At 71.6% G+C, this 22,599-nt stretch carries 23 protein-coding genes and 1 pseudogene; 12 read left to right on the plus strand and 12 right to left on the minus strand.

Features of this window, described 5'->3' with window-relative positions:
* Positions 1-250: 250 nt before the first annotated feature.
* Positions 251-1,069, minus strand: coding sequence for an exodeoxyribonuclease III (locus ACLJQE_RS13315; protein WP_410639498.1), 819 nt, complete (start codon positions 1,067-1,069; stop codon positions 251-253).
* A gap of 285 nt (positions 1,070-1,354) precedes the next feature.
* Here ACLJQE_RS13315 and ACLJQE_RS13320 point away from each other — a divergent pair, with 285 nt between their 5' ends.
* Positions 1,355-2,158: an MBL fold metallo-hydrolase gene (locus tag ACLJQE_RS13320; protein WP_410639499.1), complete on the plus strand. Its 804-nt coding sequence runs from the start codon at positions 1,355-1,357 to the stop codon at positions 2,156-2,158.
* Positions 2,159-2,583: 425 nt separating this feature from the next.
* Here ACLJQE_RS13320 and ACLJQE_RS13325 read toward each other — a convergent pair whose 3' ends face one another.
* Positions 2,584-2,880: an SH3 domain-containing protein gene (locus ACLJQE_RS13325; protein ID WP_410639500.1), complete on the minus strand. Its 297-nt coding sequence runs from the start codon at positions 2,878-2,880 to the stop codon at positions 2,584-2,586.
* 186 nt (positions 2,881-3,066) lie between these two features.
* The gene (locus tag ACLJQE_RS13330; protein ID WP_410639501.1) at positions 3,067-4,290 is read right to left on the minus strand and encodes an NADP-dependent isocitrate dehydrogenase; all 1,224 of its coding nucleotides are present in this window, start codon (positions 4,288-4,290) and stop codon (positions 3,067-3,069) included.
* 257 nt (positions 4,291-4,547) lie between these two features.
* Between ACLJQE_RS13330 and ACLJQE_RS13335 the strand changes: the two genes are divergently transcribed.
* The 3 genes from ACLJQE_RS13335 to ACLJQE_RS13345 are packed head-to-tail and all read left to right on the plus strand — an operon-like array spanning position 4,548 to position 6,087.
* A complete protein-coding gene (locus ACLJQE_RS13335) occupies positions 4,548-5,057 on the plus strand; it encodes a hypothetical protein (protein ID WP_410639502.1) in 510 nt (169 codons plus the stop codon).
* Between the two features lie 25 nt (positions 5,058-5,082).
* On the plus strand, positions 5,083-5,463 hold the full coding sequence (locus ACLJQE_RS13340) for a DUF2203 domain-containing protein (protein WP_410639503.1): 381 nt from the start codon (positions 5,083-5,085) through the stop codon (positions 5,461-5,463).
* Positions 5,464-5,472: 9 nt separating this feature from the next.
* Positions 5,473-6,087, plus strand: coding sequence for a class I SAM-dependent methyltransferase (locus ACLJQE_RS13345; RefSeq protein WP_410639504.1), 615 nt, complete (start codon positions 5,473-5,475; stop codon positions 6,085-6,087).
* Between the two features lie 17 nt (positions 6,088-6,104).
* Here the strand turns inward: ACLJQE_RS13345 and ACLJQE_RS13350 are convergent, their stop codons facing one another.
* Positions 6,105-6,518 (minus strand): DUF2000 family protein, encoded by a 414-nt coding sequence (locus ACLJQE_RS13350; protein WP_410639505.1) that lies wholly within the window; start codon positions 6,516-6,518, stop codon positions 6,105-6,107.
* Positions 6,519-6,568: 50 nt separating this feature from the next.
* On the opposite strand from ACLJQE_RS13350, the gene ACLJQE_RS13355 reads away from it, so the two are divergent.
* The 3 genes and pseudogenes from ACLJQE_RS13355 (at position 6,569) to ACLJQE_RS13365 (ending at position 8,462) form a co-directional block, all read left to right on the plus strand.
* Positions 6,569-7,345 carry a helix-turn-helix domain-containing protein gene (locus tag ACLJQE_RS13355; RefSeq protein ID WP_410639506.1) on the plus strand — a complete coding sequence of 259 codons (777 nt, stop codon included), beginning with the start codon at positions 6,569-6,571 and terminating at the stop codon, positions 7,343-7,345.
* Between the two features lie 21 nt (positions 7,346-7,366).
* Positions 7,367-7,876, plus strand: a pseudogene (locus tag ACLJQE_RS13360) (DUF2165 domain-containing protein).
* Between the two features lie 4 nt (positions 7,877-7,880).
* Entirely contained in the window at positions 7,881-8,462 is a 582-nt protein-coding gene (locus ACLJQE_RS13365) for an HhH-GPD-type base excision DNA repair protein (RefSeq protein WP_410639507.1), read from the plus strand.
* Here ACLJQE_RS13365 and ACLJQE_RS13370 read toward each other — a convergent pair.
* The gene (locus ACLJQE_RS13370; RefSeq protein WP_410639509.1) at positions 8,459-9,019 is read right to left on the minus strand and encodes a hypothetical protein; all 561 of its coding nucleotides are present in this window, start codon (positions 9,017-9,019) and stop codon (positions 8,459-8,461) included. The two genes, ACLJQE_RS13365 and ACLJQE_RS13370, sit on opposite strands and share 4 nt — an antisense overlap.
* Before the next feature lie 143 nt (positions 9,020-9,162).
* Here ACLJQE_RS13370 and ACLJQE_RS13375 point away from each other — a divergent pair, with 143 nt between their 5' ends.
* Complete coding sequence (locus ACLJQE_RS13375) at positions 9,163-9,351, plus strand: DUF1918 domain-containing protein (RefSeq protein WP_410639510.1); 189 nt, start codon at positions 9,163-9,165, stop codon at positions 9,349-9,351.
* On the opposite strand, the gene ACLJQE_RS13380 is transcribed toward ACLJQE_RS13375, so the two are convergent.
* Complete coding sequence (locus ACLJQE_RS13380; RefSeq protein WP_410639511.1) at positions 9,348-10,526, minus strand: MFS transporter; 1,179 nt, start codon at positions 10,524-10,526, stop codon at positions 9,348-9,350. The genes ACLJQE_RS13375 and ACLJQE_RS13380 overlap by 4 nt on opposite strands.
* A gap of 109 nt (positions 10,527-10,635) precedes the next feature.
* On the opposite strand from ACLJQE_RS13380, the gene ACLJQE_RS13385 reads away from it, so the two are divergent.
* The gene (locus ACLJQE_RS13385; RefSeq protein WP_410639512.1) at positions 10,636-10,959 is read left to right on the plus strand and encodes an ArsR/SmtB family transcription factor; all 324 of its coding nucleotides are present in this window, start codon (positions 10,636-10,638) and stop codon (positions 10,957-10,959) included.
* 183 nt (positions 10,960-11,142) lie between these two features.
* Positions 11,143-12,327, plus strand: a complete 1,185-nt coding sequence (locus ACLJQE_RS13390) for an MFS transporter (protein ID WP_410639513.1) — start codon at positions 11,143-11,145, stop codon at positions 12,325-12,327.
* Between the two features lie 81 nt (positions 12,328-12,408).
* On the opposite strand, the gene ACLJQE_RS13395 is transcribed toward ACLJQE_RS13390, so the two are convergent.
* Positions 12,409-12,732, minus strand: a complete 324-nt coding sequence (locus tag ACLJQE_RS13395) for a DUF3017 domain-containing protein (protein ID WP_410639514.1) — start codon at positions 12,730-12,732, stop codon at positions 12,409-12,411.
* The gene (locus tag ACLJQE_RS13400) at positions 12,729-13,586 is read right to left on the minus strand and encodes a bifunctional methylenetetrahydrofolate dehydrogenase/methenyltetrahydrofolate cyclohydrolase (protein WP_410639515.1); all 858 of its coding nucleotides are present in this window, start codon (positions 13,584-13,586) and stop codon (positions 12,729-12,731) included. The genes ACLJQE_RS13395 and ACLJQE_RS13400 overlap by 4 nt, the downstream gene beginning before the upstream one ends.
* A 223-nt stretch (positions 13,587-13,809) precedes the next feature.
* Here ACLJQE_RS13400 and ACLJQE_RS13405 point away from each other — a divergent pair, with 223 nt between their 5' ends.
* Positions 13,810-16,872, plus strand: a complete 3,063-nt coding sequence (locus ACLJQE_RS13405) for a glycohydrolase toxin TNT-related protein (protein ID WP_410639516.1) — start codon at positions 13,810-13,812, stop codon at positions 16,870-16,872.
* Between the two features lie 45 nt (positions 16,873-16,917).
* Here ACLJQE_RS13405 and ACLJQE_RS13410 read toward each other — a convergent pair whose 3' ends face one another.
* Entirely contained in the window at positions 16,918-17,505 is a 588-nt protein-coding gene (locus ACLJQE_RS13410; protein ID WP_410639517.1) for a pentapeptide repeat-containing protein, read from the minus strand.
* Positions 17,506-17,529: 24 nt separating this feature from the next.
* Positions 17,530-17,997: a VOC family protein gene (locus ACLJQE_RS13415; protein ID WP_410639518.1), complete on the minus strand. Its 468-nt coding sequence runs from the start codon at positions 17,995-17,997 to the stop codon at positions 17,530-17,532.
* A gap of 79 nt (positions 17,998-18,076) precedes the next feature.
* On the opposite strand from ACLJQE_RS13415, the gene ACLJQE_RS13420 reads away from it, so the two are divergent.
* Complete coding sequence (locus ACLJQE_RS13420; RefSeq protein ID WP_410639519.1) at positions 18,077-18,805, plus strand: class I SAM-dependent methyltransferase; 729 nt, start codon at positions 18,077-18,079, stop codon at positions 18,803-18,805.
* Here the strand turns inward: ACLJQE_RS13420 and ACLJQE_RS13425 are convergent.
* On the minus strand, positions 18,798-22,103 hold the full coding sequence (locus ACLJQE_RS13425; protein WP_410639520.1) for an error-prone DNA polymerase: 3,306 nt from the start codon (positions 22,101-22,103) through the stop codon (positions 18,798-18,800). The two genes, ACLJQE_RS13420 and ACLJQE_RS13425, sit on opposite strands and share 8 nt — an antisense overlap.
* Positions 22,104-22,598, minus strand: a complete 495-nt coding sequence (locus ACLJQE_RS13430) for a hypothetical protein (protein ID WP_410639521.1) — start codon at positions 22,596-22,598, stop codon at positions 22,104-22,106.
* Position 22,599: the final 1 nt, after the last annotated feature.

Raw genomic sequence — 22,599 nt, forward strand, 5'->3', positions numbered from 1 at the left:
AGTGAGGCGTTGCGTGCTACTTGGTCAGAAAACTACCGAGCGTGTCAAGGCCTGTCGGTCCTGATCAACTCGGAAGCGAGGGTAGCGCTCAATCCGTAATACGCCGCGGGCGCCCCCAGGGTTCACTTGCGCCACCCGGTGGGGTGACGCCGCTACTACCTGGAGTAGAGCGTGCCCGGAGCGTGTCCGATCAGAGCGCGATGAGCGCGCTCGCCACGGCTGCTGCCTTCCGGCTCGCGATTTCCGCGATCTACCGGGGGAAGTCGATGTCGTAGGTCGCGGTGACGGGCGCGTGGTCGGACCAGCGCTGGTCGTAGGCGGCCGCCCGCTCGACCACGACGTCGACGACCTTCTCGGCGAGACCGGGCGTCGCGAGCTGGCAGTCGATGCGCCAGCCGGAGTCGTTGTCGAAGGCCTGGCCGCGGTAGGACCACCAGGTGTAGGGGCCGGGGCCGTCGGGGTCGAGGCGGCGCTGGACATCGGTGTAACCGGCCTCGGTGTAGACGCGGCCGAGCCAGGCGCGTTCCTCGGGCAGGAAGCCGGAGTTCTTGCGGTTGCCGCGCCAGTTCTTGAGGTCGACGGTGTCGTAGGCGATGTTCCAGTCCCCGGCGACAACGGCCTCCCGCCCGGCCGCGGCGGCCTTCGCCCGCAGCTCGGCGAGGTAGGGCAGGAACGCGGCCATGAAGCGTTCTTTTTCGTACTGGCGTTCGGTGCCGACGTCCCCGCTGGGCAGGTAGAGACTGGCGACGACGACGTTCGGCAGGTGCACCTCGAGGTACCGCCCGCTGTCCTCGAACTCGGGCTCCCCGAAGCCGACGCGCACCTCTTCGGGCTCGACGCGGCTGTAGACGGCAACACCGTTGCGCCCCTTGACGGCCGAGGGCGCGTGCACCGAGAACCACCCGTCGGGCTCGACGACCTCCGCGGGCAGCTGACTGGCCTCGGCCCGCACTTCCTGACAGGCGACAACATCCGCCTTCGTGGCGGCGAGCCACTCGACGAAGCCCTTTTTGGCGGCGGCGCGGAGGCCGTTGACGTTCACGGTGGAAACGGTCAGCACGCAGTGCACGCTACCTCCCGGCTCGGCGCGGCCGAGGTGTCGGGGCCGGGCGCCGGGGCCGGCCGCTGGGAGGGCGGAGTGCCGTCGCGATGGTCGCCGCGGCGGGGCGCGGTGCTGGTCGCCGCGGCGCGCACGGCGGCAGCCACCGCCGAGGCAGCGGAGTGCCGTCGCGATGGTCGCCGCGGCGGGCGCGGGTGGCAGCGCCGCTGGGGCCGGTCGCGGTCGTGGTCGCCCGGGCGGGTCGGCGGTAAAACCCGTGCGGGGAGCCGCGGGTGCTCTGCCAGACTTCCGCGCATGGGCGAAGCCGGGAGCCGATTGACCGTGCTGGGCAGCTGTGGTGCGTGGCCGGAGCCCGGGCGGGCCTGCGCCGGGTTCCTGCTCTCGCACCACGGCTTCCGCGTGGTTCTCGACCTCGGGTTCGGCGCCGCGCCGCGGCTGTTCACGCACTGCCGGGGCGGGCTGCCCGATGCGGTCGTCGTGACGCACGAGCACCCCGACCACTGCGCCGACGTGAGCGCGCTCGGGCGCGCGTGGCACTACACCGTCCAAGCCGCTTCACCCGCAGCACGGCTGCCGCTGCACTGCACGCCCGGCACGGTCCGCCGGCTCGAGGCGATGGAGCCCCGGCCGCACCCGGCGACGCTGTTCGAGGTGCACGACCTCGCCGAGCCGTCCGCTGCCGAACCGGCCGATGCCGAACCGTCCGCCACCCAGCCGTGCGATGTCGGGCCGTTCCGGTTGACGTCGTACGCGCTGCCGCACCACCAGCCGAACTTCGGGGTGCGGCTCACGGCGCCCGGGCTGACCGTGGCGTACACCGGCGACACGGGCCCGTCGCCGCGGCTGGCCGAACTCGGCCGCGACGCCGACCTGTTCATCTGCGACGCCACCCTCCGCACCCCACCGCCGGAGGGAGAGCCCCGCTACCTGATGACGGCCGCGGAAGCGGGCCACTGGGCGGAGAAGGCCGGCGCCCGGCGGCTCCTGCTCACCCACTTCTGGCCCGGCACCGACCGCGCCGCGGCCGCCGGCGAAGCCCGCGCCGAGTTCGGCGGCGAGGTGCTGGTCGCGGAAGAGGACCTCACGATCGCGCTCTGACGCCCGCGCGAGACCGGCCACCGACCGGTTCACCACCGACCCGGACGGTGCAAGAGCCGGCCGGCACCCCCGCCGGTCCTCGAAAGGATCTTCCCCATCGCGCTCCGACCCCCGTCCGAGCGCGGTCCCCGGGGTTCGATCCTCCGCCGACCCGCACACCGCCGGCCACCACGCCCGCGAGACTCCCCCTGGAGACCCCACGGACACTCCGGCTCGTGCCGCGATTCAGTTGTCGCCCGCCCCCGGACGTTCCCTCCTTCCCGGCGACCCGACGCCGCCACCTGCGTTTTTCACCGTGCTCAGTTCTAGCACCGCCCACCGACAAAAACCGGGCCCCCGGGCTCGAGGCCTCCGGCGGCTTCGGGCGCGCCGAAGACATCGGCGAAAGCGGTGCTCAAAAGATGTGGCTGAAAGCGCCTGCGGCCTCAGCAGGCGGAGCCGGCGACGGGCTGGGTGAATTCGGCCGCCACCCACTTGTCGTCGGCCACCTTGCGGAAGCCGTTCTGCACGCCTGGCACGGCGTCGAACTCGGCGTCACGCAGGTACTTGCCGACGATCTTCGCGTTGCCGTCGGCCGCCTCGCGGGCGTTCAGGACGTCCGCGGTCACGGTCACCTTGCAGCCGGTGGCCGAGGCCCCCGACGCCTGCTTGTCCGTGTTCATGGCGTAAACGACGACGACCAGGACGAGCGCGCCCAAGATGAGCAGAGTCTTCTTCGACATGCCTTCCTCCAACTCGCGAGCCCCGTCCCCCCGCCAGGGTAGGCAATCCTTTACCCGGATGGCAGCGCCGGACGTCGCAACCACCCGGAGGCGCCAGCGGGGCACGCGCGAGGTGACAACGCGTGATCAAAGCGAATGCCCCCTCCCCGGCGAACCGGGAAGGGGGCATTCGGAACAGCGGAAAACTCAGCCCTGGGCGATCTTCTTCGCCAGGTTGTCGTCCAGCGTCGCGAGGAACTCCTCGGTCGTCTGGAACGGCTGGTCCTTGCTGATCAGCAGCGCCAGGTCCTTCGTCATCTGACCGCTCTCGACGGTCTCGACGACGACCTCTTCGAGCTTGTTCGCGAAGCCGATCAGCTCCTGGTTGCCGTCCAGCTTGCCGCGGTGCTCGAGGCCGCGGGTCCAGGCGTAGATCGACGCGATCGGGTTCGTCGACGTCGGCTTGCCCTGCTGGTGCTGGCGGTAGTGCCGGGTGACCGTGCCGTGCGCGGCCTCGGCCTCGACGGTCCGGCCGTCCGGCGTGCGCAGCACCGACGTCATCAGGCCCAGCGAGCCGAAGCCCTGCGCGACCGTGTCGGACTGGACGTCACCGTCGTAGTTCTTGCACGCCCAGACGTAGCCGCCCTCCCACTTCATCGCCGCGGCGACCATGTCGTCGATCAGGCGGTGCTCGTAGGAGATGCCCTTGGCGTCGAAGTCGGCCTTGAACTCGTTCTGGAAGATCTCCTCGAACACGTCCTTGAACTGGCCGTCGTAGGCCTTGAGGATCGTGTTCTTGGTGGAGAGGTAGACCGGCAGGCCGCGGTCCAGGCCGTACTGCAGGGACGCGCGCGCGAAGTCCTCGATCGACTTCTTGAAGTTGTACATCCCCATGGCGACGCCGCCGCCCTCGGGGAACTGCGCGACCTGGAACTCCATCGGCTCGGAGCCGTCGTCCGGGGTGTAGGTGACGGTCAGCTTGCCCGGGCCGGGGACCTTGAAGTTGGTCGCCTTGTACTGGTCGCCGTGGGCGTGGCGGCCGATGATGATCGGCTTGGTCCACGTCGGCACCAGCCGCGGGATGTTCTGGATGACGATCGGCTCGCGGAAGATCACGCCGCCGAGGATGTTGCGGATCGTCCCGTTCGGGGACAGCCACATCTTCTTGAGGCCGAATTCTTCGACGCGCGCCTCGTCCGGGGTGATCGTGGCGCACTTGACGCCGACGCCGTGCTTCTTGATGGCGTTCGCGGAGTCGATCGTGACCTGGTCGTCGGTGCGGTCCCGCTCCTCGATACCCAGGTCGTAGTAGTCCAGGTTCACGTCCAGGTACGGGTGGATCAGCTTGTCCTTGATGAACTGCCAAATGATGCGGGTCATCTCATCGCCGTCGAGTTCGACGACGGTGCCCTGGACCTTGATCTTGGCCATGAGCAGCGGTGCTCCTTCCGCGGATCTTCGCGTTGCTTCATACGTCTCGCCGGTAGCGGTACAAGCGTACTGCTTGACGGAGCTGGATGGTTCCAGTGGTGGTCAGCATCAAGTTTCCACCCGGGCTTTGTGGCCGGGATCACCGGGCGGGAACCCGCCGGTCAGCCGATCCGACCGCTCACCGAGTGACAGTCGCGCTCGGCGGTGAACCAAGGCACGATGCCACCCGTGAACTCAGCACGAGGGAGGTGACGGCCATGTCGACCCATCGGTACGCCGATTACGAAGACGACTACGAGAACTCCGGTGACACCGGCGACGTGCTCGACGAGCGGCCGCGCCGTGGCGCCGCGCACGTCGTCAGCGCGCTCGGCGGGCTCGTGCTCACGCCGATCGCGCTGGGCCTGGTGAGCTGGGGCGGCCTGCGCCAGCAGCAGCTGATCCAGGCCACGCTCAGCACCAACCGCGACGCACTCGGCATCGCGCTGCTGGCCGGCGGGGCGATCCTGCTGCTGGTCGTCGCCGCGCTCGGCGCCCTGTCGGCGGTCGGCCCGATCCTCGGCGGGCTGATCTACGGCGTGCTGCCCGGCGTCGCCGCGATGGCGATGCCCGAATGGGGGTTCCGGCTGGTCAACCTGATGCCGAAGAGCGACATCGCCTACGGCGTCATGGACTTCCTCTTCATCGGCGGCCTGCTCGCCGTCGGCTTCCTGCTGGTCGGCAGCGGACTGGCCAACGCGCTGGTCCGGCGGCGGCGCGAAGGCTGACGAACGCCGGTGGCATCATCGGCGGATGGGACTGTTCACCGTCGCCGAGGCCCGCGACGAACTGGTGCGGCTGCGGCCGGTCCTGGACGAACTCGTGCGCGTCCGCGCCGACGCCGCCGAGCTCGCGGCGTCGCTGCGGCCGGGTGGCCGGGCCACCGAGCTGGGCGGGCTACCCGAATGGAAGGCCGCGCAGGCCCGCCTCGACGACCTGATGACGACGGTGCAGCGCACCGGCGCCGAACTCAAGGGGATCGCGCCGCTGCTGGTCGACTTCCCGGCCGAGCTGGACGGCACCGACGTGCTGCTGTGCTGGCTCGAAGGTGACCGCGACCTGGGCTGGTACCACCGCGCCGACCTCGGGTTCGCGGGCCGCCGTCCGCTGAAAACCCCTGGCAGCCCCGGCTAGGTTGGGTCCGTGGACCACGACGTGAGGGCCGCCGTCTTCGACGGCACGGCCGAGCACTACGACGACGACACCTTCCACGCCCGGGTGGCGGAAGCCCTGGTCGAGCCGCTGCCCGGCGGCCCCGGGCTCGTCCTCGACGTCGCCACCGGAACGGGCTTCGCGGCGTACGCGGCGCTACGGCTGAAGCCGGCTCGCGTGCTGGCTGTCGACTTGTCGCCGGAGATGCTCGCGCGGGCCGAGGCCAAGGCGGACCTCGACCCCGAGCGGCGGATCACCTGGCAAGTCGCGCCCGCCGTGCCGATGCCGGCCGAGGACCACTCGGCCGACGTCGTGCTGTGCGCGTCCTCGCTGCACTTCCTGGGGGCCGCCGCGTTCCCGGACTGGCTGCGCCTGCTGCGGCCGGGCGGACGGCTGGCGTTCTCGGTGGTCTCGGGCGCGCGATTCAAGCCCTCCGGACCGTTCGCGGAGCTCGTGCCCGGCGATCTGGAGTTCCCGCACGACGAGGCCGGGGCAGCGGCACTGGCCTCGTCGGCGGGCTTCGTCGACGCTTCGGCGCGGACGTTCACCGTCGACGACGGCGAGCGGGTCCGCAGCGTGTTCCTGGTGCACGCGACGGCGCCGTGACTCAGCGGTGCAGTGACTCAGCGGTGCAGTGACGCGCCCTTGAGGATCTTGTCGACGGCGTTCTTCGGCCCGTGCACCGCCAGCCCGGCCAGTGCCAGCTTCTCCCCCGGCACCTCGCGGACCGCCGCGCGGTTGTCGGCGTCGTTGCCGGTGTGGAACAGCTCGTCGGTGAAGATCGAGAACCGCAGGCCGCGGCCCAGCGCCCGGCGGTGCGCCGTGGTCAGGACGTCCGCCTGGCCGGCGAAGACCAGCACCGGCTGGCCGAACATCGGCAGGTACTGCGTGCCGTCGGCGTCGGCGTAGGGCTCGCCCATCAGCTCCGGTGTCACGTGGGCGATTCCGCTCACCAGGAACGCCGTGACGTTCAGCCGCTGCCAGGACGCCAGGTCGTCGCGGAGCAGGACGGCGATCTTCGTGTCGAAGGAACTCATGCCGCGAAGACTCCCCCGGCGGCCACCGGCGCGTCTTGTACGTTCTTGACATGGCGGACGTCGAAGCTTGGCGGCCGGCGGTCCCGGGGATCGCCGAGGTCTTCCACGCACGCTTCACGACGCACGCCTACCCGCTGCACACGCACGACACGTGGACGCTGCTGATCGTCGACGACGGCGTCATCCGCTACGACCTCGACCGCCACCACCACGGCGCGCTCGGCCCGGCGGTGACGCTGCTGCCGCCGAACGTCGCCCACGACGGCCGCGCCGCGACCAGCCACGGCTTCCGCAAGCGGGTGCTCTACCTGGACACGCCGGTGCTGGGCGAGGACCTCATCGGCGCGGCGGTCGACCAGCCGAGCGTCGCCGACGGGCTGCTGCGCACCCGGATCCACCAGCTCCACGAGTCCCTCGCCGAGCCCGGCGACGCGCTCGAGGCCGAGAGCAGGCTCGTGCTGGTCGCCGACCGCCTGCGCACCCACCTGGGGAAACCGGTGTCGCACGAGCCGAAGCGCGGCCTCGCCGACGACCTGAGAGACCTCCTCGACGCTCACCTCCCGGAGGCGCTGACGCTCGCCGAAGCGGGCGAGACGCTCGGCGCGCACCCGGCGTACCTCGTCCGCTGCTTCGGGACGCGGTTCGGCCTGCCACCGCACCGGTACCTGACCGGCCGACGGGTGGACCGAGCCCGCCGTCTGCTGCTCGACGGCGTCCCGGCCGCCCAGGTCGCGGCCGCGGCCGGGTTCACCGACCAGGCCCACCTGACGCGGCACTTCAAGCGCTACCTGGGCACGACCCCGTCGCGCTACGCGAAAACCCGGTGACGGCGTCGTTACGATCCGGACATGGGGTTCCTCGCCAGGATCGGCGGCCTGCGGTTCGCGGTCACCGTCCTCACCGGCATGACCGCGCTCCAGATGGCGCTCATCGCGTTCGGCAACATCACCGACTTCGGCACGAACCAGGCGTTCGTCCAGCACGTGCTCGCGATGGACACGACGTTCCGCTCGCCGGACACGATGTGGCGCGCGATCACCAGCCCGGGGCTGCAGAACACCGCCTACGTCGTGATCATCGCGTGGGAGGTGCTGACCGCGGTGGTGCTGACCGCGGCGCTGGTCCTGTGGATCCGCGCGAGGGACACGGCGGCCTGAACAACACTGTCGACCCTCGGCTGGGTGATGTGGGTGCTGCTGTTCGGCGTCGGCTTCCTCGCCATCGGCGGCGAGTGGTTCCAGATGTGGCAGTCGGACAAGTGGAACGGGCTGCAGCCGGCGCTGCAGAACTTCCTGATTGCGACAGTTGCGCTGGTCGTCGCGCACGTGCCGGAAAAGCAACAAGCTGTGTCAAGATGACGGCATGCTGCGCGAACTGCACCTGACCGGCGACCCGGCCGCCGACAAGCTGCTGAACGACGACCCGTTCGCCCTGCTCGTCGGGATGCTCCTGGACCAGCAGTACCCCATGGAGCACGCCTTCGCCGGCCCGCGGAAGATCGCGGACCGGATGGACGGCTTCTCCCTGGCGAAGATCGCCGCGGCCGACCTCGAGGAGTTCGTCGAGCTCTGCGTGATCCCGCCGGCCATCCACCGCTACGGCGGATCGATGGCCCGCCGCGTCCACGCACTCGCCCAGCACATCATCGAGAACTACGACGGCCGCACCGAGGGCATCTGGCTCGACGGCCGCCCGAAGCCGAACGGCCCCGAAGTCCTGAAGCGGCTGAAAGCCCTGCCTGGCTTCGGGGAACAGAAGGCGAAGATCTTCCTGGCGCTGCTGGGCAAGCAACGCGGGGTCGCGCCGAAGGGCTGGCGCGAAGCGGCCGGCGCCTACGGAGACCGCGGGGCGCGACGCTCGATCGCCGACGTCACCAACGCCGAGACCCTCGCCCAGGTCCGCGCGTTCAAGAAGGCCGCCAAGTCGGCGGCTGAGACGGGCTAACGCACCCAGACGCGCAGCGGGCCCAGCGGCCGCGCGCCGTGGTCCAGCGCGACGCGCAGTTCGTCGCCGTGTTCGTAGCCGACCACCGGGACGTCCGGGAACGCCGAGGCCACCGCGGCCACCGCGCCGGGCCAGGCCCGGGCCGGTCCCGAGAAGTTCGACAACCCCACCACGCCGTCGCCGCGGTGGGCGACGACGGTGGCTGCCGCGCCGCGGGACAGCACCGCCACCGAGGCGTCGGCCGGGAAGGCGTGGCCGGCCGCCCGCCGCCAGCCCGGCTCGGGCACCCCCGGCCCGCACGCGATCCACGTGGCTTCGAACAGCACCGAGAACCCCGGCAGGTCCAGGGTCGCGAAGCTGTCCTTGACGGAACACCCCGCGGAGCCGTCGACGAACGGGAGGATGTCGGCGGCGGTGGCGTCCGGGGTCAGCGTCACCGCGTCCGGGTAGTACTCCGGGGTGCGGCGCGGGCTCGTCCACGCCCGCGGGCCGAACCGCCCGCCGCACACCAGATCGCACCAGGCGGCGTTTTCCGCGACCGTCCACTCAAGACTCACGATTCCCCTTCTCGCGGCCGACCGGCTGTCGAGCAGATCGAGGCCCGCCGAGACACGCGCAGGTGCGACGGAGGGTATCCAACCCGTTCGCGGGGTCCACGGGAGGAGTTCTCACTCCTACCCTGGACATGGAGGTGAAGCCCATGCACGCAGGAGTAGGAGACGAGATCCAGGTGCACGGCCGGACGGTCGGGTCGGCCGAGCAGCGTGGCGAGATCCTCGAAGTCCGTGGCCCCGACGGCACGCCGCCCTATCTGGTGCGGTTCGCCGACGGGCACGAGGGGCTCGTCTACCCCGGGCCCGACTGCGAGGTCCAACCGCACGCCGATTAGCCGGCGGCGACCGGTTCCCGAGGCCCGCGGACGCGCCCCCACGCCGAGCCCACCAGCAGCAGGGCGACGAGGGTCAGCGCGGCCGCGACCTCGGGCAGCAGCAGCGGGCCACCCGAAGCGAGCACCGCGCCCCCGACCACGCCGGACAGGCCGACGCCGAGGTAGATCGCGGACGCGTTGAGCGAGAGCACCAGGCCGGCGTGGCCCGGCGAGAGCTCGATCAGGCGGTGCTGCACCGGCGGGTTGAACGACCACGTCGCCAGCCCCCAGACGAACAGCGAGATCCCGGCCGCGACCGGCGTCACCGTGGTCAGGGGCAGCAACGCCATCACGGCGGTGATGGCCACGGTGACCACGAGCAGCGGCGTCCGCGAGCCCCAGCGGTCGGTCGCCCGGCCGCCCGCGAAGTTGCCGATCGCGCCGCCGACGCCGTAGCAGAAGAGCAGCACCGTCACGGTCGTGCCGTGCACGCCCGCGGTCGCGGCCAGCAGCGGCGACACGAACGTGTAGACCATGAACGCGGCGAGGCAGGCGAGGACCGTCGTGGCCAGCATGACGAGCACCCGCGGGTCGCGGCCCACGGCGAACCGCTCGGCCAGGCCGACCCGCGGCGGCGCGGCGACCGTGGGCAGCGCGAACCGCACGGCCAGCGCGCTCACCAGCGAGAACGCGGCGACCAGCGCGAACGCCGCCCGGTAGCCGAGGTGCTGCGAAAGGAGACTTCCGAGCGGGACGCCGAAGATGAGCGCGACCGTCAGGCCGCCGAACACCAGCGCGACGGCGCGGCCCCGGCGCTCCGGCGCGGTCAGCTCGGCCGCCACCGCGCTCGCCGCCGGGGTGAACACCGCGGCGCCGACCGCGGTCACCACCCGGGCGACGAGGAGGGAGCCGTAGCCGGGCGCGAGCGCGGCGAACAGGTTGCCGGCGCCGGTGACGGCGAGCGCGGCGACCAACAGCGTCCGGCGTTCCCAGGTGCCGGTGGCGGCGGCGAACAACGGCGAGCCGATCGCGTACGCGATGGCGAAAGCGGTCACCAGCTGCGCCGCGGCCGTGGCCGAGACGTGCAGCTCGCCGGTCAGCGCGGGCAGCAGCCCGGCGACGATGTAACCGCTGGTCCCGACGCCGAAGGCGCCGAACGCGAGGACCGAGATCCTCGAAGGAGCAGGTGCGGACATGGGCGGAGCCCCCAAGCGAAGCAGGGATTGGTTCGACGAACGTCGTAGTTCGACAGTCACCGTACTACGACTCGTCCCGTAATTTCGACCGGCGTCGTACCATGGACGCATGGCCAAGCACGGGACCCTGCCGCCGCTCTCCTACCCGGCACGGGATGAGATCACCGTCGAAGGCGTGCTCCGCGCCCTCGCCGACCCGGTGCGGCTGGCCATCGTCCGCCAGCTGGCGGCGACCGACGGGGAAATTTCGTGCAGCGGCCTGACCGTGCCGGTGACGAAATCCACAATCACCCACCACCTGGCCATCCTGCGCCAGGCCGGCGTGGTCGCCGGCCGCCAGGAAGGCACCACCCGGTTCAACTCGTTGCGCCGCAACGATCTCAACGCGCTGTTCCCGGGCCTGCTGGACGGCGTTCTGGCCGCTCCGCGCTGATCATCGCGTTACGGTGTGGATCGTCACCCGATATCGGGATGACAACCGCCCCCTTCGCTTGTTGGACTGGGACGTAGGCAGCTCACGGCGCTGGGGCCGAATGGCTGCCTCTCTTTGTGCCCCCTGACTGAACCGATCCAGAGATCGGCTCGGTAATCGTTTACCCACCCTGGAAGGAGTGCCGTGCCCGTCGCGCTGCTCGCGCTCGCCATCGGAGCTTTCGGCATCGGGACCACCGAGTTCGTCATGATGGGCGTGCTGCCCCAGGCGGCCGCCGACTTCGGCGTCGACATCCCGACCGCCGGCCACCTCATCTCCGCTTACGCCCTCGGCGTCGTCGTCGGCGCCCCGCTGCTCACCGCGGTCGCCGTCCGGCTGCCGCGCAAGACCATGCTGCTGGCCATGATGGGCCTGTTCACGCTGGGGAACGCCCTGTTCGCGCTGTCGCCCAACCAGGAGTTCGGCATCGCGTTCCGGTTCCTCGCCGGCCTGCCCCACGGCGCGTTCTTCGGCGCCGGCGCCGTCGTCGCCTCCAGCCTCGTCGGCCACGGCGAACGCGCCAAGGCCGTGTCGATGATGTTCCTCGGCCTGACCCTGGCGAACGTCATCGGCGTGCCGCTGGGCACACTGCTCGGCCAGCAGGTCGGCTGGCGCGCCACCTTCGGCGTCGTCGCCGTGATCGGGCTGGTCGCCATCGCGGCCATCGCGAAGCTGGTGCCGCACCAGGGCAAGCCCACCGCCGAGGCGTCGCTGCGCAACGAGCTCGGCGCGTTCAAGCGGCCGCAGGTGCACCTCGCGCTGGCCATCGTCACGTTCGGGCTGGGCGGCGTGTTCGCCTGCTTGTCCTACATCACGCCGATGCTGACCGACGTCGCCGGCTACTCGCCGTCGAACGTCACCCTGCTGCTGTCGCTGGCCGGTGTCGGCATGACGATCGGCAACCTGCTCGGCGGCCGGCTGGCCGACCGCGCGCTGATGCCGAGCCTGTACATCGCGCTGCTCGCGCTGGCGTCCGTGCTGGGCATCTTCACCATCACGGCCCAGGGCAAGATCGGCGCCGCGATCACGATCTTCTTCGTCGGCGTCGCCGGGTTCATGATCGGCCCGATGATGCAGGCGCGGATCATGGAGAAGGCGGGCGGCACTCCGTCCCTGGTGTCGGCCGCCGTCCAGTCCGCGTTCAACATCGCCAACTCGATCGGCGCCTACCTGGGCGGCCTGGTGATCGCCGGCGGCCTCGGCCTGGTCGCCCCCAACTGGGTCGGCGCCCTGCTCGCGGTCTTCGGCCTCACGCTGGCCATCGTCTCGGGCACGTTGGACCGCCGCGAAGCCCGCGCCGAACGTCGCGAACTCGCCCTCGCGTCCTAGCCGGTCCCAAGCGCCCCAATGTGGCCTTCGGTGCGTTCAACGCACCCAAGGCCACATTGGGGCGCTCCTCGTCCTGGCGTCCTAAGAAGAGCCGAGGGGGCCGCCGATGATCGTCAGTGCGACGTACAGCACCGCCGCCGCGAGGGCGGTGAACGTCACGACGTCGACGAGCTTGCCGCGGATCGCCAGGAGGCCGGCCCTGGCCGTCGGCAGCACCGCTCGCAGCACCGCGGCGAGGAGGAGCGCGGCGCCGATCAGCGCCGCACCCTCCCGCCAGTGGTACTGGAAGATCCGCAGCGCCGCGACGGCCACCACCAGCAGCACCGCCGCGAACGGCAGCTGGGCGAACCGGGCCGGGCCGGGCCGGCGGTCGTGGACGTCCCGCCGGTCCTCGGTCATCGTCATCGGCCCTGTACCGAGCGTTCCGCCGCTTCGACGACGTTGCTGACGAGCATCGCCCTGGTCATCGGGCCGACCCCGCCCGGGTTCGGCGAAATCCAGCCGGCCACCTCGGCGACTCCCGGGTGGACGTCGCCGGTGAGCTTGCCGTCCACATGGGACACACCGACGTCGAGCACCGCGGCGCCCGGCGCCACCATGTCCGGCGTGATGATCCCCGGCACCCCGGCCGCGGCGACCACGACATCGGCGCGGCGGACCTCGGCGGCGAGGTCGCGGGTGCCGGTGTGGCACAGCGTCACGGTGGCGTTCTCGCTGCGGCGGGTCAGCAGCAGGCCCAGCGTGCGGCCGACGGTGATGCCGCGGCCGACGACGGTGACGCGCGCGCCGTTCAGCTCGACGCCGTGGCGCTTGAGCAGCTCGATGATCCCGTACGGCGTGCACGGCAGCGCTCCCTGCTGGCCCAGCACGAGCCGGCCGAGGCTGACCGGGGCGAGACCGTCGGCGTCCTTCTCCGGGTCGATGCGCTCCAGCACGCGGTTCGCGTCGAGGTGCTTCGGCAGCGGCAGCTGGACGATGTAGCCGTGGCAGGCCGGATCGGCGTTCAGCTCGTCGACGACGGCTTCGAGCTTCTCCTGGGTGATGTCGGCAGGCAGGTCGCGGCGGATCGAGTTGACCCCGATCTTGCCGCTGTCGGCGTGCTTCATCCGCACGTACGAGTGCGACCCCGGGTCGTCGCCGACCAGGACGGTGCCGAGGCCGGGCGTCACCCCCTTCGCGGCGAGGGCCGCGACGCGGGGCTCGAGCTCCGCGAAAATGGCGTTCTTGGTGGCCTTGCCGTCGAGAATCTTCGCCGTCACGCGCCCCATTCTGGCAAAGCGACCCCCGCGCGTCGCTTCCAGGCGCGCGTCGTCGCAGCCCGTAGAGTGATCGCTACCCCACACGGTCCACTCGCGACGATGGCCGCGATCAAGCTGTGATCTACCGCACGTCGCATCGCCCGAGGTCAGGCACTGTGCCACCGGGTGACCGGGCGGCAAAAACCACATGCGGGGTGCACTCGCGCGCGCGAACAGTCAAAATGTGCGGGTGGCACAACCGACGACGCAGCTGAACGCGACCGAGCAGGACACCCTGGTCAAGCAGATCGGACTTGCCCTGCTCCGTGCCGCCCCGCGGGACTGGCGCAAGGTCACCGCGGAATACCGAGCGGTCGGCAGGTACCACGAGCTGACCGGCGAGATCGTCACCGAGGACGGCACGGTGCACGAGTGGCTCGCCACCCACGACATCGCGACCCTGTTCGGCAGGCTCCGCGGCGGCATGTACCGCGACGGCCGCGGAACGTGGTTCAACGCGCGCTACCAGCTCGACCACCCGTCCAGTTACAACCTCGAGTACAACCGCGACGAACCCGTGTGGAACCTCGCGCCGCCGCCGCAGGCCTACTCCGACGAGCTGCGGATGTTCCCGCGGACCGAGGAGAACGTGCCCGAATGGCTGATCCGGCGGATGTCCGGGCTGGGCCCGGAGCAGCCGGGGCCGCACTTCCGGATCGCCCGGATCTTCGACACCGTCGGCCCGGCGGGCCGCCCGGTGATCAACCGCCCCGACCTCGAGGTCGAGGAGCAGGACCGGCTGCTGGAGTACCTCGAGCACGCACCGCTGGTGGTGCCCGAGCGCGGCTACGACATCGACCGGCTGGCCGCGACGCCGGAAGCGACCGTCCCGGTCGCCTTCCACAGCGACGGCCAGTGGATCTGGCCCGCCGCCGTCAACTTCTACCTGCACAAGTACGGCGTCTCGCCCGAACCGGACCTGGTCGAGCACATCCGCGCGGTCGGCTTCGCGCCGCCGCCGGTGGACGAGCCGACGCTGCAGGCCGCCGCCGCGTACCTCACCCGGGGCAACCAGCCGCCGCAGCAGCGCCCGGCCGGGCCGCCGCCCCAAGGTCCCCCGCCGCCTCATGGCGCGCCGCCGCAGGGGCCGCCGGTGCAGCAGCAGGCGCCCGCGGGCCCGCCGCCCGCCGCACCCCCGCCCGTCGCGCCGCCGCAGGAGCCGCCTGCGCCGGTCGAGGTGCCGCTGTCGGTGCACGCCCCGGCCGAGCCGGAGGCACCGGCCGAAGAACACGAATACGCCGAAGAAGGCCAGTACGCCGAAGAGGGCTACGACGAGCAGGAGTTCGACGACCGCTTCGCCGAAGAGGACCACCAGTACGGCGAAGAGGAGTACGCGCAGCAGCCCGAGCAGGCGACCGGGACGAACGGCTCGTCGCCGGAGCCGGGCCGGGTGCCCGACCTCGAGGAGACCGCGGAGTACGTTCCCGACCAGCCGATCGGGCAGGAGCCCCAGCCCCCGCGGGACGGCGAGCCCTTCCCGCGGCGCGAAGACGAGCACGCGGCGTTCCAGCCCGCCGAGGAGGAACCGGCGGGACACCGGGAGGACGAGCCGTCACACGCGGCGTTCGACTCGGGTCTGCCCGGACGGGACGACGAGGCAGGGCACGCCTTCGACACCGGACGGCCGGACGAACCGTCGCACGCCTTCCAGTCCCCGGGTCAGCCGCACCAGGACGACGAGCCGTCACACGCGGCCTTCCAGCCGCGGCACGAGGACGAGCACGCCTTCCAAGCCCCCGGCCAACCGCCGCGGCACGAAGACGGACACACCTTCCAGCCCCCGGGCCAGCCGCCCCACCGCGACGACGAACACGCCTTCCAGGCCCCCGGCCAGCCGCCGCGGCACCAGGACGGACACACCTTCCACCCTCCGGGGCAGCCGCCCCACCGCGACGACGAACACGCCTTCCAGGCGCCGGGTCAGCCGTCGCGGCACGAGGACGAACACGTCTTCCAGGCCCCGGGCCAACCGCCGCGGCACGAGGACGAACACGCCTTCCAGGCCTCGGGCCAGCCGCCTCGGCCGGACGACGAGCCGCCGTTCCAGCCGCCGCGGCGTGAGCAGCCCGCGTTCGATCCCGGGCCGCCGACCATGATCACCCAGCCCGAGGTGCCCGGTGTGCTGCCGGTGCCGGAGCCGCCGGCCCCGCAGCCCGTGGCCCAGGCGGAGCCGCCCGCTCCGCCGCGTCCGGGCCGCCGGGCGCTGCGCCGCGAAACCCCGGACCACCCGGTGCTCGCCGGCCTGCAGGCCAAGCTCGACGAGCTCGACGTCCCCGAAAGCGGCTACAAGCTGGGCGAACCCGCCGAGCACGGGTGGAGCGTCGAAGAGGTCGACGGCGGCTGGCGAGTCGGCTGGTACGACGGCAAGCTCAGCAACCCCGCGGTGTTCGGCGACGCCGAAGACGCGGCCGCGTTCATGCTCGGCAAGGTGCTGCTCAACCCGGAGGGCCACCTGCCCGCCGAGGAGCCGCCCGCACCGGAGCCGGAACCCGAGCCGGAACCGGCGCCGCAGCGGGTCGTCGCGACGCTGTCGCCGGAGATCGCGACCGGCTCGTACCCGGTCCGCAAGCCCGAGCCGGTGCCGCCGCAGGAGCAGACGGCGTTCACCAGCGCCGACGAGCTCTTCGGCGACCTCGAAGACGACGAGCCCCCGGCTCCCCCGCGCCAGCCCGCACCGGTCCCCGCCGGGCCGGGACCCCAGCAGGCCGGTCCGCCGCCCCCGGCACCCGCGCCGCCCCGGCGCGAACCGCCATCGGCGCCGACCGTCCTGGCCCCGGCGCCGCAGGGTGTCCTGCCGGTGCCGCCGCCCCCTCCGGCGGCCCCGCCCGCGCCGCCGCGCCGGGACGAACCGGCCCGCCCGGCCGTCAACGGCGGCGGGGGTGGTGGCCAGCAGCAGTGGCCGATCGGCCCGCTGGCCGGCGAGCCGCCGCTGACGCTGTTCCGCGGCAAGGAGCTGCGCGAGCTGCCCGCGGGCAGCGAGCTGGACCGCTTCGGCGGCCCGAACGGCAACCTGACGTACGCGGCGGGCACGCCGTTCGCCGAGCGGTCGCTGGTGCCGGAGTGGGTCAACCGCCCGTACCACGTCTACCGGGTGCAGCGACCGCTGGAGGCGCTGGCCGGCGTCGCGATCCCGTGGTTCAACCAGCCGGGCGGCGGGTCGGCGTACCTGCTGCCGGCGTCGATCGAGGAGCTCCTCGCCGAGGGCGACCTGATCGAGCTCGACCCGGGCGAACCCCCGATCGACTGAGTGCTTCGAAGGCCCCGGCAGCGCGCTGCCGGGGCCTTCGTCGTTTCAGCGGATGACCAGACCGTGGGCGGCGGCGAAGGCGATCGCCGTTTCGACGTCGACCTCCGCGCCCCTCAGGTCGGCCTGGACCATGGCGTTCGCGTCGAGACGCGCGCCGCGCAGATCGGCGCCGTCGAGCTTCGCGCCCTGCAGGCGGGCGCCGGTCAGGTCACTGCCGCGGAGATCGGCACCGGTGAGGTCGGCTTCCATCAGGTTGGCTTCGCGCAGCCGCAGACCCGACAACCCGAGCTTGCGCAGCCGCGCCTTCGCCAGCGACGCCAGGGAGAGATCGCATTCGGTGAGCGCGATCCCGCCGAACCCGCAGTCGGTGAACGACGTGCCCAGCAGCGAGCACGCCGTCCAGCGGCTCTCGGCGAGCACCGTCCGGTCGAAGGTGCACGACCGGAACGCCGACGCGTCGTGCCGGGACCGCGCCAGGTCGGCCCGGCTGAACACGCAGTCGTCGAAGGTGCAGCCGCGCGTCCGCAGCCCGCTCAGGTCCGCGCCGGTGAAGTCGCAGCCGGTGAACCGCCGCTTTTCCCACCACTGCCCCGACAACACCGCTTCGCGGTAGTCCTCCCCGGTCTCCAGCACGGCCCCAGGGTGCCACACCGCCGGCTAGGGCTTTCCACCCTGGACGTAGTTCATCGCCTCGACGTACTCCGGCAGCTGCGCGCGGCGCGCCAGCTCGGCTTCGTCGAGATCCTCCAGCCGCGTCTGGATCCACCAGAGGTTGCCGAAGGGGTCGCGCACGCGGCCCACGCGATCGCCGAAGAACAGCACCGTCTGCCGGGTGACCTCGGTGGCGCCCGCTTCGAGCGCGCGCCGCTGGGTTTCCTCGCTGTCCGGCACGTAGAGCCGCAGGAACGCGGGGGTTGCGTCCCAGCCGTCCGGAGAGTCGAACGCCATCACGACCGCGTCGCCGATGCGGACTTCCGCGTGGCCGATCTTGCCGTCTTCGCCGACCACCCGGAAGAGTTCCTCGGCGGCGAAGGCCCGCTTCAGGAAGTCGAGCAGGCCGTCGGTGTCGTGGCCGATGATCCACGGGGTGACCGTCGTGTAGCCGTCGGGAACGGGCTTGACCATGTTTCCTCCTCGGTTCGCGGCTCCGAACCTAAGCCGAAAATAGGTCGATTTCCGACCGCTTGGGTCATACCGTGACGCCATGCCCGACGAGCAGTTCGCCGACGCCGGCCTCGCCTCGCTGTACGACGCGCTGAACCCGCGGGAGAGCGGCGGCGACTACGCGTTCTACCTGCCGATGATCATGGCCGCGGAGTCCGTCCTCGACGTCGGCTGCGGCACCGGCTCCCTGCTGCACTGGGCGCGCGAGTCCGGTCACGAAGGGCGGCTCGTCGGGCTCGACCCCGCCGAGGGCATGCTCATCCCGGCCCGCCGCCGGGCCGACATCGAATGGCTGCAAGGCGATTTGTCGACCGTCTCCTGGGACGGCGAGTTCGACTTCGCGGTGATGACCGGGCACGCGTTCCAGGTGCTGCTGACCGACGACGAGCTGCGCACGGCGTTCGCGGCGATCCACCGCGCCCTGCGCCCCGGCGGCCGGTTCGGCTTCGAGACCCGCAACCCGGCTGCCCGCGCTTGGGAGCGCTGGACACCGTCGAACGTTTGGGAGGCCGGGGACGTCCGCTCGTGGAACGACGCCGGGCCGTTCGAGAACGGGTACGTCACCTTCAAAGCGACGTACGAATGCCCGTCTTGGGAAGCGCCGAAGTACAGCGAGAGCACCCTGCGCTTCCTCGACGTGCCGTCGTTGAACGCGTTCGTTGCAGAAGCCGGGCTGGTCGTCGACGAGCAGTACGGCGACTGGGACCGTTCGCCGGTGACCGCCACCAGCCCGGAGATCATCACCCTCGTCCGGCGGCCCCTCACCTGAAGTCCCGCGACTTCGCCTTGATGCGCATCGGCAGCGGCTCGACGCGGTGGGCGAGCACGCTGATCACGCCGTCGGCCTTTTCGACCACCCCGCGGATCAGCAGCGCCGGGCTGGTGCGCGCCACCCGGTGGTAGCGCTGCCAGAGGCCGAGCGTGCAGATCACGTTGACCATCCCCGTTTCGTCCTCGATGTTGAGGAAGGTGACGCCGCCCGCGGTCGCGGGGCGCTGCCGGTGCGTGACCGCGCCGCCGACCAGCACGCGCGCGCCGTCGTCGAGGTCGGCCAGGCCGCTCGCCGGGACGACGCCGAGCTCGTCGAGGCGGTCGCGGATGAACTCCGTCGGATAGCTGTCCGGCGAGACCCCGGTGGCCCAGACGTCCGCCGCGGCGACGTCGAGCCCGTCCATCCCGGGCAGCACCGGCGCCGCCGCGCCGACCAGGCCGGGCAGCCGGTCCGGGCGTTCCCCGGCGACGGCACCCGCGGTCCACAGCGCCTGACGGCGATCCCCGCCGAAGCCGGCGAACGCACCGGCCGTGGCCAGCGCCTCGATCTGGGGTGTGGTCAGCCGCACGCGGCGGGCGACGTCGGCCATGTCGCGGTACTCGCCGTTGTCCGTCCGCTCGGCCACGATCCGCTTCGCGAGGTCTTCCCCGATCTTCCGCACGGTGCTCAGCCCGGTGCGCACGTCGTGGAATTCCCCGCTGCCCGGCTCCAGGGTGGCGTGCGGCAGGCTGCGGTTGATGTCCGGGCCGTGCACGGTGACGCCGTGGCGCCGCGCGTCGGCGACGAGCGACTGCGGTGAGTAGAACCCCATCGGCTGCGCGCGCAGCAGACCCGCGAGGAACGCGTCCGGGTGGTAGAACTTGAAGTAGGCACTGGAAAAGACCAGGTGCGCGAAGCTCAGCGCGTGGCTCTCCGGGAAGCCGAAGTTCGCGAACGCCTTGAGCTTCAGGAAGATCTTCTGCGCGAGCTCGTCGCCGACCCCGTTCGCGGCGGCGCCCTCGAGGAACCGTTGCCGCAGGCGGTCCATCTTCCGGTCCGACCGCTTCGACCCCATCGCGTGCCGCAGCTGGTCGGCCTCCGCCGCGGTGAAGTTCGCGACGTCCAGCGCGATCTGCATCATCTGCTCCTGGAACAGCGGCACGCCCTTGGTCTTGTGCAGGGCCTTCTCCAGCAGCGGGTGGTCGTAGGTCCACGTCTCGCGCCCCTGCTTGCGGCGGATGTACGGGTGCACCGAGCCGCCCTGGATCGGACCGGGCCGGATCAGTGCGACCTCGACGGCGAGGTCGTAGAACTCGCGGGGCTGCAACCGCGGCAGCGTCGCCAGCTGGGCGCGGCTCTCCACCTGGAAGACGCCGATCGCGTCAGCGCGGCACAGCATGTCGTAGATCTTCCCGTCGGCGAGGTCCAGCTCGGCGAGGTCGACCGTTTCGCCCTTGTACTCCTCGACGAGGTCGATCATGTAGTGCAGCGCGGAGAGCATGCCCAGGCCGAGCAGGTCGAACTTGACCAGCCCGGCGGCGGCGCAGTCCTCCTTCTCCCACTGGATCACGCTGCGATCGGCCATCCGCGCCCACTCGACCGGGACGACCTGGCTCACCGGCTCGGCGCACATGACCATCCCGCCGGAGTGGATGCCCAGGTGCCGCGGGAAGTCCTCGAGCGCGAACGCGAGCTGCAGGACCTCGTCCGGGATGTCGTGGTCGTGGTCCTTTTCGGTGCTCTGCAACGAGCCCCAGCGGTCGATCTGCTTGCTCCAGGCGTCCTGCTGGCCCGGGGAGTAACCCAGCGCCCTGGCGGCGTCGCGGACGGCGGACCGGGCGCGGTAGGTGATCACGTTCGCGACCTGGGCGGTCCGCAGGCGGCCGTGTTTCCGGAAGACGTACTGGATGGCCTCCTCGCGGCGATCGGACTCGATGTCGAGGTCGATGTCGGGGTAGCCGTCCCGGTCCGGGGCGAGGAAGCGTTCGAAGAGCAGTTCGTAGGCGACGGAGTCGACCTTGGTGATGCCGAGCGCGTAGCAGACGGCCGAGTTCGCGGCCGAGCCGCGGCCCTGGCACAGGATGTCGTGCTCGCGGCAGAACCGCACGATGTCCCAGACGATGAGGAAGTAGCCGGGGAAACCGAGCTCTTCGATGATGGCGAGCTCGTGCTTGATCTGTTCGTTCGCCTTTTCTTCGTGCGGCTTGCCCTTGAAGCGCTCCTTCGCGCCTTCTTCGGTGAGTTCGCGCAAGTAGGTCGTTTCGGTGTATCCCTCGGGGATGTCGAAGGGCGGCAGCTCGGGGGCGAGCAGCTTCAGCGGGAACGCGCATTCCATGCTGAGCAGGGCGGAGCGGCGGACCGCACCGGGGTACCGCCGGAACAGGACGTCCATTTCGGCGCCGCTGCGCAGGAACGCCGTCCCGGCGGCGGGCAGCCAGCCCTCGAGTTCGTCGATCCCCCGCCGGGCCCGGATCGCGGCGAGGGCGTCGGCGAGCGGGGCGCGTTCGGGCCGGGCGTAGTGGGCGGCGGTGGTGGCGACGGTCGGCAGGTTCAGTTCGCGGGCGAGCTCGGTCAGGAGGTCGTTGTGGGTGCTGTCCAGCGGCTGGCGGTGGTCGGTGAGCTCGACGTAGACGTTGTCGCGGCCGAAGCGGTCTATCAGATCTTCGAGTTTCTCCGCGGCGGCCGCCGGGCCGTGCGTGACGAGGGCCGAGCGCACCGCGCCTTTGCGGCAGCCCGTCAGCACCACGCACTGCCCGGCGACCTCCTCGGCGACCGCGCCGAGGTCGTAGACGGGCCGTCCCTTTTCGGCCCGGTGGTGGATCTGGCCGGCGGTGATGGCGCGGCACAGGGCCCGGTAGCCCTGGTCGCCGCGGGCGAGCAGGAGGAGGTGCTCACCTTCCGGATCGGGAACGCCGTTCTGCGGGCCCTGCAGGCCGAAGCTGAGTTCGGTGCCGAAGACGGTGTCCACGCCGAGTTCCCGCGCGGCCTCGGCAAACCGCACGACGCCGTACATGCCGTCGTGATCGGTGAGGGCGATGGCGTCGAGCTGCAGGCGCGCGGCCTCTTCGACGAGTTCTTCGGGATGGCTGGCACCGTCGAGGAAGCTGAAGTTGGAGTGGCAGTGCAGTTCGGCGTAGGGCACGCGGACGGCCTCGGCGCCATCGTCGTTGCGACGGGCGGGAAGGTCGCCGGGCCGCCGGTAGCCGTCACGGTGCCGCCCCCAGGCGGGACTGTCACCGTGGTCGCCGCGCGGCAGCCCGCCGGCGAGGGTGCGGGCGAGATCCTTCCAGCGGACGGGTGGGTTGTTCCAGCCCATTCAGCGGCTCCCGGGATCACGCCGGCGCCGCTCTTCGGCAGCGCGGCGACGGTGCCAGTTGCTGGGGTGGTTCCAGCGGCTGCGGGCCTCGGCATCGGTCATGGGGGCCGGTGTCTCGGTGCGGTGGTGGTCCGCGTTCGCCGGGTGGTTCCAACGGGAACGGGCCTCGGCATCGGTCGTCGGGGCCGACACCTCCGTGCGGTGGTCCTCGTTCGCCGGCGGGCTCCAGCGGACCTCGATCCCGCTGATGCGGCAGCCGTTCTCCCGCGACGAGCGCGGAACCGGGAGCGTGATCACCGGGCAGACCCAGTCGTCGTCGGCGGGCTGCGGAAGCCGGCCGCGGACCGTCCACCTGTCGGGCGTGTCCGCCCGCTCTTCCGGTGCGGGCTCGGGAATCCCGCGCAGCCACTCGCGCTCCTCCGACGCCTCGCGGGGCGTGGCCCCCGGCTCGGCTCGCAGCCAGTTGCGCAGCTTTCGTGCGTAGTCCTCGTCCATG

The sequence above is a fragment of the Amycolatopsis sp. lyj-346 genome (genome assembly GCF_046548975.1).
Taxonomy (GTDB): domain Bacteria; phylum Actinomycetota; class Actinomycetes; order Mycobacteriales; family Pseudonocardiaceae; genus Amycolatopsis.